Origin of the sequence: Azotobacter chroococcum, assembly GCF_004339665.1 — a bacterium.
GTDB classification, from domain to species: Bacteria; Pseudomonadota; Gammaproteobacteria; order Pseudomonadales; family Pseudomonadaceae; genus Azotobacter; species Azotobacter chroococcum.
On the sequence record NZ_SMMU01000023.1, the window covers coordinates 49,377 to 61,087 of the forward strand.

Annotated in this window: 14 protein-coding genes; 7 read left to right on the top strand and 7 right to left on the bottom strand. The window is 62.1% G+C overall.

Translation table 11 applies throughout. The features are described from left to right. The 4 genes from EV691_RS16780 to aroC all read right to left on the bottom strand — a co-directional run bounded on the left by EV691_RS16780 (position 1) and on the right by aroC (position 3,555). Positions 1-546, bottom strand: coding sequence for a 1,2-dihydroxy-3-keto-5-methylthiopentene dioxygenase (locus EV691_RS16780; RefSeq protein WP_131298523.1), 546 nt, complete (start codon positions 544-546; stop codon positions 1-3). A 60-nt stretch (positions 547-606) separates the two neighbouring features. Beyond that, entirely contained in the window at positions 607-1,227 is a 621-nt protein-coding gene (locus EV691_RS16785) for a methylthioribulose 1-phosphate dehydratase (RefSeq protein WP_131298524.1), read from the bottom strand. After that, entirely contained in the window at positions 1,224-2,375 is a 1,152-nt protein-coding gene (locus EV691_RS16790) for an MFS transporter (protein ID WP_131298525.1), read from the bottom strand. The genes EV691_RS16785 and EV691_RS16790 overlap by 4 nt, the downstream gene beginning before the upstream one ends. 88 nt (positions 2,376-2,463) lie before the next feature. Further along, entirely contained in the window at positions 2,464-3,555 is a 1,092-nt protein-coding gene (aroC, locus tag EV691_RS16795) for a chorismate synthase (protein WP_131298526.1), read from the bottom strand. Between the two features lie 114 nt (positions 3,556-3,669). Here aroC and EV691_RS16800 point away from each other — a divergent pair, with 114 nt between their 5' ends. After that, positions 3,670-4,623, top strand: coding sequence for an alpha/beta hydrolase (locus EV691_RS16800; protein WP_131298527.1), 954 nt, complete (start codon positions 3,670-3,672; stop codon positions 4,621-4,623). 39 nt (positions 4,624-4,662) lie between these two features. On the opposite strand, the gene prmB is transcribed toward EV691_RS16800, so the two are convergent. Beyond that, a complete protein-coding gene (gene prmB / locus EV691_RS16805) occupies positions 4,663-5,583 on the bottom strand; it encodes a 50S ribosomal protein L3 N(5)-glutamine methyltransferase (protein WP_131298528.1) in 921 nt (306 codons plus the stop codon). Between the two features lie 301 nt (positions 5,584-5,884). Between prmB and EV691_RS16810 the strand changes: the two genes are divergently transcribed. From EV691_RS16810 to phaR, 5 genes are all read left to right on the top strand, one after another. Then, positions 5,885-6,478, top strand: a complete 594-nt coding sequence (locus EV691_RS16810; RefSeq protein WP_039804433.1) for a cysteine hydrolase family protein — start codon at positions 5,885-5,887, stop codon at positions 6,476-6,478. 500 nt (positions 6,479-6,978) lie between these two features. Further along, positions 6,979-7,539 carry a Smr/MutS family protein gene (locus EV691_RS16820; protein WP_131298529.1) on the top strand — a complete coding sequence of 187 codons (561 nt, stop codon included), beginning with the start codon at positions 6,979-6,981 and terminating at the stop codon, positions 7,537-7,539. 91 nt (positions 7,540-7,630) lie between these two features. Next, positions 7,631-8,176 (top strand): GTP cyclohydrolase I FolE, encoded by a 546-nt coding sequence (folE, locus tag EV691_RS16825; RefSeq protein ID WP_039804438.1) that lies wholly within the window; start codon positions 7,631-7,633, stop codon positions 8,174-8,176. Between the two features lie 25 nt (positions 8,177-8,201). Continuing rightward, positions 8,202-8,465 (top strand): hypothetical protein, encoded by a 264-nt coding sequence (locus EV691_RS24280; RefSeq protein WP_131298530.1) that lies wholly within the window; start codon positions 8,202-8,204, stop codon positions 8,463-8,465. Positions 8,466-8,576: 111 nt separating this feature from the next. Continuing rightward, complete coding sequence (gene phaR / locus EV691_RS16835) at positions 8,577-9,317, top strand: polyhydroxyalkanoate synthesis repressor PhaR (protein ID WP_377817322.1); 741 nt, start codon at positions 8,577-8,579, stop codon at positions 9,315-9,317. Positions 9,318-9,383: 66 nt separating this feature from the next. Here phaR and EV691_RS16840 read toward each other — a convergent pair whose 3' ends face one another. Beyond that, entirely contained in the window at positions 9,384-9,947 is a 564-nt protein-coding gene (locus EV691_RS16840; RefSeq protein ID WP_131254549.1) for a phasin family protein, read from the bottom strand. A gap of 18 nt (positions 9,948-9,965) precedes the next feature. On the opposite strand from EV691_RS16840, the gene EV691_RS23400 reads away from it, so the two are divergent. After that, positions 9,966-10,130: a hypothetical protein gene (locus EV691_RS23400; RefSeq protein ID WP_165901259.1), complete on the top strand. Its 165-nt coding sequence runs from the start codon at positions 9,966-9,968 to the stop codon at positions 10,128-10,130. Between the two features lie 178 nt (positions 10,131-10,308). On the opposite strand, the gene EV691_RS16845 is transcribed toward EV691_RS23400, so the two are convergent. Continuing rightward, positions 10,309-11,355 carry an AraC family transcriptional regulator gene (locus EV691_RS16845; RefSeq protein ID WP_131298531.1) on the bottom strand — a complete coding sequence of 349 codons (1,047 nt, stop codon included), beginning with the start codon at positions 11,353-11,355 and terminating at the stop codon, positions 10,309-10,311. Positions 11,356-11,711: the final 356 nt, after the last annotated feature.

Sequence of the window (11,711 nt, forward strand, 5' to 3'; positions counted from 1 at the left end):
TCAGTCTTCCAGCTCGGGAAAACGGTGGGCGATGGGGTCGCCGGTGAACTGGGCAACCCAGCCTTCCGGGTTGTTGAACAGACGGATGCAGACGAAGTGCGGATGCTCGCCCATGTCGAACCAATGACGGGTGCCGGCCGGCACCGAAATCAGGTCGTTGCGCTCGCAGAGCATGGCATACACCTCGTCGCCGACATGCAGCGAGAACAGCCCGCGCCCGGCGACGAAGAAGCGCACCTCGTCTTCGCCGTGGATGTGCTCATCGAGGAACTTGGCGCGCAACTGGTCCTTCTCTGGGTGCCGGTCGGTCAGGCTGACCACGTCGACGGCGACGTAGCCGCCCTCGGCCTTCAGCCGCTCGATCTGCGTGCGGTAGGCGGCGAGCACCTCCTCCTGGCTGGCGCCGGGGGCGATCGGCGCCTCGGCCTGCCAGCGCTCGAAACGCACGCCGACCTTGGCCAGGGTGGCGGCGATGTCCTCGCCATGATTGAGGGTCTTGTAGGGCTGGGCGGGATGGTCGTCGCGGTAGACGCTCAGGGAACTCATGGGGCAGATCTCCTTGTTCGTGGCGGCCGGCCGGGCGGATCGCGGCGCTGGCCAGTCGGCTCAGACGCGCTGCAGGGCGCGCATTTTCAGTTCGCAGTCGAAGAGGAACTCGAAGGCCTCCACCTGGCGAAGCGCGTCACTCATGCTGGCCCCCCAGGTGTAGAGACCGTGGCCGCGGATCAGGTAGCCGACGCAGTCGGGATGCTCGTCCAGCCAGGGCTGCACCCGGCGGGCCAGGCGGGCGATGTCTTGGTCGTTGTCGAAGATCGGCACGCAGACCTGGCACTCGTGGGTGGTGATGCCGGCGAAGGCCTTCTGCAGCTCGTAGTCGGCGAACACCAGGGAGTCGCTCAGGGTCAGCCGCGACAGCACGGTGGCGCTCGCCGAATGGGTGTGCAGCACCGCGCCGATCTCTGCCTTCCAGGTGTACAGCTGGGTGTGCAACAGGGTCTCGGCCGAAGGCTTCTTGCCCGGCTCCAGGCTGTTGCCGGCCATGTCGGTGACCAGCACGTCGTCCTCGCCGAGCTGGCCCTTGTGCTTGCCGGAAACGGTGAGCAGCGCCTCGCCGGGCGACAGCCGCGCCGAATAGTTGCTGCTGGTGGCCGGCGACCAGCCGCGGCCGTACAGGAAGCGCCCGGCCTCGATGATCTGCTGGGCAAGTTGTGCGCGGGTCAGGCTCATGGCCCCTCCTCTCTCAAACGGGTGGCGACGATGATGGCGGCGGCCAGCGCCGCCAGGCTGGCCAGGGCGAAGGTCCAGGCCGGGCCGAGGCTCGTCCAGCTGTAGCCGGAATACAGCGCTCCGAGGGCGCCGCCGACCCCGGACAGGGTCGCATACAGGGCCTGGCCCTGTCCCTGCTGACGGGCGCCGAAGCTGCGCTGCACGAAGTGGATGGCCGAGGCATGGAAACAGCCGAAGGTCGCCGCGTGCATCAGCTGGGCGAGCAGCAGAATGGGCAGATGCTCGGCCAGATTGCCCAGCAGCAACCAGCGCAGCGCGGCCAGCAGGAAGCTGGCCAGCAGCAGCTGGCGCAGGGAGAAGCGCTGCAGCAACGCGGCCATCGCCAGGAACAGCAGGATCTCGGCCAGCACGCCGAGAGCCCAGAGCAGGCCGATCAGCCCGCGGCCGTAGCCCAGGTTCTCCAGATGGATGCTGAGAAAGGTGTAGTAGGGACCGTGGCTCAGCTGCATCAGCGCCACGCCGGCATAGAAGGCCAGCAACCCCGGGCGGCGCAGCTGGGCGAGAAAGCCGCCCTGCTCCTGCAGTTCGGTCCGTAGTTCCGGCTGGGCATTGGGGACCCAGAAGCTGCCGAGGACGATGCCACCCATGATCAGCACGATCACCCAGGGGAAGATGGCCAAGCCGATCCATTCGAACAGCTGGCCAAGTCCGACCACGGCGACGATGAAGCCGATGCTGCCCCACAGGCGCAGCTGGCTGTAGCGCGCCGACTGCTCGCGCAGATGGGCCAGGGTGATCACCTCGAACTGCGGCAGCACGGCATGCCAGAAGAAGGCGTGCAGGGCCATCACCAGCGCCAGCCAGGCGTAGCTCTGGCCGACGAAGATCAGCGCGAAGGAGCCCAGCGTGCAGACCGCGCCCAAGCGCACGATGGCCAGCCGCCGGCCGCTCGCATCGCCCAGCCAGCCCCACAGGTTCGGCGCCAGGCAGCGCATCAGCATGGGAATCGCCAGCAACTCGCCGATACGCGCGGCAGAAAAGCCCAGGTGGTCGAAATACAGCGAGAAGAACGGCGCCGTCGCGCCGAGCAGGGCGAAGTAGAAGAAATAGAAGCCGGAGAGGCGCCAGTAGGGCAATGCGGGGGTCATGGTCTGACAGTAGCCCGGGTTGAGCGCAGCGATACCCAGGGCCTCGAGCGTTGGCTATCGCTGTACTCACTCCAACCGACCGTTCGCTTCACAGTTGTGGCAGCACCGGCGTGTTGACGCTGACCCCGGCATTCTGCGCACGGTGGCGCAGCAGGTGGTCCATCAGCACCATGGCCATCATCGCCTCGGCGATCGGCGTGGCGCGGATGCCGACGCAGGGGTCGTGGCGGCCCTTGGTGATCACTTCCACGGGATTGCCGTGGATGTCGATGGAACGGCCAGGGGTGGTGATGCTGGAGGTCGGCTTGAGCGCCAGGTGGGCGACGATCGGCTGGCCCGAGGAAATGCCGCCGAGGATGCCGCCGGCATTGTTGGACAGGAAGCCGTCCGGGGTCAGCTCGTCGCGGTGCTCGGTGCCACGCTGGGCGATACAAGCGAAGCCGGCGCCGATCTCCACACCCTTGACCGCGTTGATGCTCATCAACGCATGGGCCAGCTCGGCATCCAGACGGTCGAAAATCGGCTCGCCCAGACCCGGCGGCACGCCTTCAGCAACCACGGTGATCTTGGCGCCGACCGAATCCTCGTCACGGCGCAGTTGATCCATGTAGGCTTCTAGCCCCGGCACCTTGTCCGGATCGGGACTGAAGAAGGCGTTCTCCTCCACCGACTCCCAGCTCTTGAAGGGAATCTCGATCGGGCCGAGCTGGCTCATGTAGCCGCGCACCACGATCCCCTGGGTCGCCAGGTACTTCTTGGCGATGGCGCCGGCCGCCACGCGCATGGCGGTCTCGCGCGCCGAGCTGCGTCCGCCGCCGCGATAGTCGCGGATGCCGTACTTGTGATGATAGGTGTAGTCGGCGTGGGCCGGACGGAACAGGTCCTTGATCGCCGAGTAGTCCTTGGACTTCTGGTCGGTGTTACGGATCAACAGGCCGATCGGACAGCCGGTGGTCTTGCCCTCGAACACGCCGGAGAGGATTTCCACCGCGTCGTCTTCCTGGCGCTGGGTGGTGTGGCGGCTGGTGCCGGGCTTGCGCCGGTCGAGGTCGCGCTGCAGGTCGGCAGCCGAAAGCTCGAACCCGGGCGGGCAGCCGTCGACGATGGCGACCAGGGCCGGGCCATGGCTCTCGCCGGCAGTGGTGACAGTGAACAGCTTGCCGTAGGTATTGCCGGACATGCAGGGCTCCGCGAACAATCAGCCAGATCGAAGGTGTGCGAGTATACCTAGGGGGCCCTGCCAGTTCATCCTCCGCACCCCGCGCCAGCCGGCGCGCCGCCATAGCGGTCCAGCATGCTGCGAGTATTCCTGCTGTTTCTGCTCCTTGCGACGGGCTCCGCCCACGCCCGGACCATCCTGCACCGGCCCATCGAGCTGGCGACTCCGAGCGGCGTATTGTACGGCTCGCTGCTACTGCCGCAGAGCGACAAGCCCGTCCCGGTGGCCCTGCTGATCGCCGGCTCCGGCCCCACCGACCGCAACGGCAACAATCCGGCCGGACGCAACGACAGCCTCAAGCGCCTGGCCGAGGCCCTGGCCCAGCGCGGCATCGCCAGCGTGCGCTACGACAAGCGCGGCGTCGCCGCCAGCCTGCCCGCCGCACCGGACGAGCGGATGCTGAGCGTGGAAGGCTATGTTGCCGATGCTGCCGCCTGGGGGCGCAAGCTGGGCGCCGACCCGCGCTTTTCCCGGCTGGTAGTGATCGGTCACAGCGAAGGCGCGCTGATCGCCAGCCTGGCTGCCGAACAGGCCGGCGCCGCCGCGCTGGTTTCCATCGCCGGCAGCGGCCGGCCGATCGACCAGGTGCTGATGGAACAGCTGAGCACACGCCTGCCGCCGCCCCTGCTGGCCTTCAGTGCGGCGCTGATCGAGGAGCTCAAGGCGGGACGCACCCATGAGCGGATTCCCGAGCCGCTCGTAGTGCTGTTTCGCCCCAGCGTGCAACCCTACCTGATCTCGCTGTTTCGCCAGGACCCGGCGGCGGCCTTCGCCCGGCTGCGCATCCCGGCGCTGATCGTCCAGGGACGCCACGATATCCAGGTCGGCATGAAGGATGCCGAGGCTCTCAAGACCGCCAAGCCCGACGCCGAGTTGCTGGCGATCGACGGCATGAACCATGTATTGCGCATCGTCCCGGCGGATGCGCAACGCCAGCTGCCCTCCTACGACAAGCCGGAACTGCCGCTGGCCAGCGCCCTGGGCCAGGCAATCGGCGACTTCATCCTGCGGGACGAGCAGCCCAGGTAAACCTCAGCCGAGTGCACCCGGACACCAGGGATCAAACAACTAGGCCTGAAGCCGTGCGCGGAACAGCTCCTGATATTCGCGGCACTGGGCGGCAGCCAGCAGGAAAACGCCATGCCCACCCTGGCTGAACTCCAGCCAGGTGAAATCCACCTCCGGATAGAGCGCCTCCACATGCACCTGGCTGTTGCCCACCTCGACGATCAGCACACCCCGCTCGGTCAGGTGGTCGGCCGCCTCGGCCAGCATGCGCCGCACCAGGTCCAGGCCATCCTCGCCACAGGCCAGCCCCATGGCCGGCTCGTGATGGTATTCCTTCGGCATGTCGGCAAAGTCCTCGGCATCCACATAGGGGGGGTTGGAGACGATCAGGTCGAAGCGCTGCCCCGGCAGACCGGCGAAACCATCGCCTTGCACGGTATAGACACGCTCGTCGAGGCCATGGCGCTCAATGTTCCGATTGGCCACCTCGAGCGCATCGAAGGACAGGTCGGCCAGCACCACTTCGGCCTCGGGAAATTCGTAGGCACAGGCGATGCCGATGCAGCCTGAGCCTGTACAGAGGTCGAGAATCCGTGCCGGCTCGTGCGGCAGCCAGGGCGCGAAGCGCTGGCCGATCAGTTCGGCGATGGGCGAGCGCGGTACCAGCACCCGCTCGTCGACCAGGAACGGCAGACCGCAGAACCAGGCCTCGCCGAGCAGATAAGCAGCCGGGATACGTTCCTCGATGCGACGCTGGAGCAGAGCGCCGAGATGCATGCACTCATCCTCCTCGAGGCGACAGTCCAGATAGCCATCGGCCATTTCCCACGGCAGATGCAGGGCACCGAGCACCAGTTGGCGCGCCTCGTCCCAGGCATTGTCGGTGCCATGGCCAAAATACAGCTCTTCGGCATGAAAACGGCTGACCGCCCAGCGAATATAATCGCGCAGGGTGCGCAGGCGGGTCGGAATAGCTGACATGGGGAATCTCCAAGCCCAAAAGCGGGCATGTTAGCAGGCGGCAGGACTTGCCACGGCAGGATCAGGCCATGCTCGCATAGAGATCCGTGGCGGTTGGCTGATTGACTCCGCTGCGGCAGACCGAAACTCCAGGGGTTCAGCCAGGCTTGCTGCGACGAGCCTGAAGCATCTATGCCATGCCGGCTCAATCGGTACCCGGAGCCCAGCCCTCATCCCCATCTCGTAGACTTAAGGTGATATTGATTCACTTCTGCCGGCAGGAAAGAGACAATCTGCGCCGTTTTTCCATGGAGGAGCCACCATGCCCCAACCACAAACCCTGATGCAGATCACCGGTCGCAGCTTTGCACCGGCCCACTTGAAGAATGCCACCCTGCTTATCATCGATGCGCAGGAAGAGTATCGCAGTGGCGTCCTGCGCCTGCCCGGGCTCGAATCTGCGGTTGCAGAAATCGCCAGCCTGCTGGCTGCCGCCCGTGCCGCAGGCACTCCGGTGGTGCATGTGAAGCACCTCGGCATTCCCGGAGGCTTTCTCGATCCACAGGGCACGCGTGGCCAGCCCATCCCGGAAGTCGCCCCGCTGCCAGGGGAAATCGTCGTAGAGAAGCGCTTGCCGAACGCCTTCTCCGGTACCGACCTGCACGACCGGCTGCAAGCAATTGGTCGCCTGGACCTGATCGTCTGCGGCTTCATGACCCACTCCAGCATCAGCAGCACGGTGCGCGCTACCAAGGACTACGGGTATCGTTGCACCCTGGTGGACCAGGCTTGCGCCACCCGTGACCTGCCAAGCCCGAGCGGAACCATCAGTGCCGAGCAGGTCCACCGTATCGAGATCGCCAGTCTCGCCGACAACTTTGCGGCCGTAGTACCCAATACGAAGGCACTGCTCTAGTTCATCCGCTCAACCAGAGCAGAGCACCGACGGCAGGCATTCCATGCTCGGCGACAAACTGCATTGCCGGTTGCCGAGCAGGCCTCGGGCCAAGACCTCAGCGGAGGAGTTCTCAATGAAGTCGCCCGACGAATCCAACCTCCCTCAGTCAAGCGCGAACAGACTACGGATTGGCCGCTGGCACCTTGGTGCTGCGCTTGCGGCACTGCTTGCCTCATTGGGCATAATGCTCGCCATGGCTGGCACCGCCTCCCTGCTTGGCCGGGCCCCAGCTCCCGGACCAGGCATCGACGACCCTGCCCTATCCTTCGGCCTTGCCGCTCTCCTCTTGGCCCTCGGCCTTCTGTTGCTCTGGGCGGGCATCCGAGCCTGGCGCATTTGCCGGCGCGGCCTGCGATCCACGCGACACCCCAGCCCTTCCACTAGCGCACGAAAAAAGCACGGCTGACGCCAGAGGGCATCCATTGGTTACACTAGGTGTCCTTCGCGGAGGCCAGCCCATGTCCGATGACGATTTTTCTCTGTTCCAATCTGCCCTTCATGGCGTCAAGCCGCTGCGCCAGGATGATCGCGCCGATACCGGCGCTCCCCAGCGCGACCATCGGCAAATCGCCAGTCGTCGCCAAGCCGCCATGCAACAGGTCGAAGCGCAGAAAGTCGACGGCCTGTCCGATCAGTTCGTCATCGATGTGGCTGCCGAAGATGACCTCCATTGGGCACGTGACGGCGTTCAGGAGGGCCAGATGCGCAAGCTCCGGGCCGGACAGATCACCTTCGAGGGTAGCCTGGATCTGCATGGCATGACGGTGGAGAAAGCCCGCGAAACACTTTGGGGCTTTCTCGCTGAAGCTACCAGGCTGGAAGTGCGCTGCGTGCGTGTCACCCATGGCAAGGCTGCCCGCCTGGACGGCAGGCGACCTATGGTCAAGAGTCACGTCAACACCTGGCTGCGCCAGCATCCGCAGGTGCTCGGCTTTGCCTCCTGCCTGCCCCGCCATGGCGGCACCGGCGCTGTCTATGTACTGCTCAAACGCACCATGCTTGACGGACGCGACGAATAGCAGGAGCCCGCCAGCGTGCTTGCAAGCCTCGTCGCCCCCCCCTAACCTGCACGCTCGTGTATCTTATCTAAAAGCTCTCGCAGGAATATCCATGTCCCTGGAACAGCAGTACACCGCGATTCTCGCCCACCTCGGCGAGGACATTTCCCGTGAAGGCCTGGTCGACACGCCCAAGCGCGCAGCCAAAGCCATGCAGTACCTCTGCCGCGGCTATCAACAGACTCTCGAGGAAGTTGTCAACGGCGCCCTGTTCAGCTCGGACAACAGCGAAATGGTGATGGTGAAAAACATCGAGCTGTACTCGCTCTGCGAGCATCACATGTTGCCGTTCATCGGCAAGGCACACGTAGCCTATCTACCCAATGGCAAGGTTTTAGGCTTGTCGAAGGTCGCCCGCATTGTCGACATGTATGCACGACGCCTGCAGATTCAGGAGAACCTTACCCGCCAGATTGCCGAAGCCGTGGAGCAGGTCACTGGAGCTTCGGGCGTTGGAGTGGTGATCGAAGCGCAACATATGTGCATGATGATGCGCGGCGTGGAGAAACAGAACTCCACCATGGTCACCTCGGTCATGCTTGGCCACTTCCGCAGCAATGCAGCTACTCGCAGCGAATTTCTCAGCCTGATCAACTGATCTTACGGGCAGGATCAGCGATCGGGTGCTGGCGGCCAACGGCTCGATCTCCGAGGTGGCCGAACGCCTTGCGGTGAGCGAGTCCTACGTGTTGCGGGCTTGGGCGCGACAGCGGCTGGGCCTGATCAGCGCTGGAGTCCAGTGCAACCACGTGCTCCCTCGACTCACCTTCGTCTGTGCGCTGCGCAGCGAAGGCCTATTCGCCCCGCTGGTCGTCGATGGACCGATCAACGGGCGAGCGTTTCGCGCCCGGGTCGAGCAAGCGCTGGCGCCGGAGACATCGTGGTGATGAACAACCTCGGCTCGCACAAGGTTGCCGGCGTGCGATAGGCCATTAAGGTGCGAGATGCCGAACTGCGCTATTTGCCACTACAGTCCGGACTAAAACCCCATCGAGCAGGTGTTCGCGAAGCTGAAGGCGTTGCTGCGCAAGGCCGCCGCCCCGTACGACCGATGCTCTGTGGTCGGCGATCGGCACGCTGCTCAAGCGCTTCACGCCCGCCGAGTGCGAACGTTAATGTGCGCCATTGTGGCTACGGCCAATCAGGATGAAAGCGCTCTAGACAACCGCAGTTTGGGCTACCATATCATCCCCGTCATACAACGAGATATACGCATGTCAGCCAATGGCCGGAACGATGTCCGTCTGATCAAGAAGTACCCCAACCGCCGTTTGTATGACACCCGCACCAGTTGCCATATCACGCTTGCCGATATTCGCCAGTTGGTGATCAGCGAAGAGCCTTTCCAAGTGGTCGACGCCAAAACCGGCGAGGACCTGACTCGTAGCATCCTTTTGCAAATCATCCAGGAAGCCGAAAGCGACGGTGAGCCAATTTTCTCCAGCGAAACGCTTAAAGGAATTATTCGCTTCTACGGCCCCTTCCAAGGAGTTCTTGCCAGCTATCTGGAAAAGAGCATTCAAAGCGTCATAGACGTACAGACTCAGGCAGGAGTGCAGTCGACCCAAGCCTGGACAGATTTCATGCAGAGTCAGGCCCCTATGATGCAGGACCTGATGCGTCAGTATGTCGAGCAATCCAAGAAGCTCTACCTGAATACCCAGAACATGTTCGGCATTTTCTCTGGCTTTGCAGGCAACGCAGGCGGAAAAAAAGATGGCGATGAAAGTCAGGACTGACTTTCATCGCCGAAGGACTCAAGGAAGGTAAAATAAAAACTGTGGCGCAGCGGTCGCCGGTTGCCGTCAGGCAGTCTTCTTGCCCGAGGCTGCTTGGGCAGCGGCCTGACCTGCAGCGTTGGCAGCCGCCTCAATGCCACTTGCAGTGATTTCGGACGCCTGCTTGGCTGCCTTCTGTGCGCTCTCGTAGACGTTGCCCGCCCCTTCGACAGCAGACTTGAATACAGATACGACCGGTTCGGCACTGGCCGGGGCGTTCTTGCAGATCTCCTCGACGATTTCCTGCGCCTGCTGGGTACCGATCTCAATCTGGCGCTCAGTCAGCTTGGTGACCTCTGCTTGGAAGCGGGAAATGAGGTCGTAGGTCTGGCGGCTGAACTCCACAAGACGCTCGGCCTGCTCGTTGGGCTTGAAGAAGGAGGCCTGCAACTCCAGGAAAGCCTGGGGATCGCGTACCGACAGCAGCTTGCGCAGACTCTCGAAATTGTCATCAGCCGCAGCCCGCAAGGTCTTGAACTGCAGCTTGTAGAGCTCTTCGGCGCTCTCGAAGATCTTGCTGTTCAGTTGCTGCACGGCATCCAGGTTGGATTTAGAAGCACTTTCCATTTTTTCCAGATCAAAAAAAGACATTACGGTATCTCCTGCATAGTGACGGCCGGGCTGGCCTGGCGCGCCGCTGCTGATGTCTTGGATTCAACGGGCAAATTCATTGTTGCGCTGCAAAATGATTTTCGCAAGCTTTTTTTGCAATGCAAAATTTTATGGGCCTTGGGGCAATTTGCCTGGAAAACAAGAATAACCATGCTAGATTGAGCCAAAGAACCCATAAAATCCCACTAAAAACGATGTGCCTGATGCCATGAGAAAGCTCTACAACACATGCTTTTTGCATCGCAGCATGAAAAGCACGACAAGCAGCTGGCCCTACGCGCCAAAATGCCTTTCGCAGCCTTATACACTTGCAAGCTTTGCCCCACTCCCTAGAGCCAAACTACCCATATGCCGCGACAGCATGACTTTCCTGAGCATCACCCCGGAGAAAGCCCCGACGAGCCCGATACTGTCCTGGAGTCATACCGAACCAACGCGAACAAGCGCGGAAAAAGCTGCTATGTTCGTGAAAACCCAGAAGATAGGTGACCTCTTGCAAGCTGAAATGCGAATGACGCAGATACAGATGGGCCTGCTCACGACGAGTTTCATTCAGCAGGTCCTTATACTGGGTGCCCTCCTTCTTCAAGCAGCGCTGCAGGGTGCGCTTGCTGATGCAAAGCGCTGCCGCAATATCTTCGATGGTTGGTTCGCCACTGGCCAGACGCTCCATAATCAGCTGCTGGACACGCCAAGTGCTCAATTGAGAGGCCTGCTCACGCAGGCGCTGCTCGGCGAAGCGCTCATGCATACTTTCCAGGGCAGCATCTGCCGTGCTCAGGGGAGAGTCCAACTGAGCTGCATCGAATAAAATGGAATAATTAGAGGAGTTGAATTGCATGGGGCATCGCAGAATACGATAGTACTCTGCCGTATCAACCGGCTCGGGATGCATAAACTCGACACACAACGGGGTGAACTGCGAACTCCCACACAACCAACGCAGGTAGGAAATCAAGGCTGCCATCCCAATATCATGGAACTGCCGCGGTATGCCTTTGCTGCCACCGTGACGGTTACTGTTCAGGCGATAGACACTGCCCTCCCGATGCAGGGAAAAATCGGCGCCATTGTCGATCAATGAGCAGTAACGAACAAGATGCTGCAAGGCGCACTTCAAATCAGGGCTCGACATCATCACATAGCCCACCACGTCGTAAATGCCCGGCTTGACCAGCCCATAGGCCTTGAGCCCTATGTCCGGGTTGCCGCTCTGCAGCACCGCCCTGCTCAGGATTCTCGAAAGATCCTTGACCCGACAACTGCCCATGTCATTGAAAATTTGAGGGTTTAAATCCGACTCCCTAAGTAGGCTTTCAATTTCCAACCCCGCCGCCCTAAGCGTCTCCTCGACGAGCCGTGCATAACTCACACTGACTGTAAACATATCCCTTTCCGCGCTCTCTTCCATGGGCCAAGAAACCAAACGCATGTGGAGAAACCAATGCATAGAGCATTCTAGTTCCTACAGCAAATTTTGCCCCACCCCGCCAAGGCAGGCTGAGAGCCCCCATGCATCACATGCCTGAGAAAGTGACACCATCAAAACACATGGCTCCGACGACTGGATGACCATTCATCGCCATCCCCTCCAGTCTCCATCCGCATCCGACTCATCACCTCCACAGCCACGTCAACTGCACGCAAGTGAACCGCCCCGGGAATCTCGGAGGCTCTTTGGTGTGAGTCATGCCGCCAGGGCTGACTCGTCGAGTTGTCGATAATACGTCGCTTCAGCTTCCG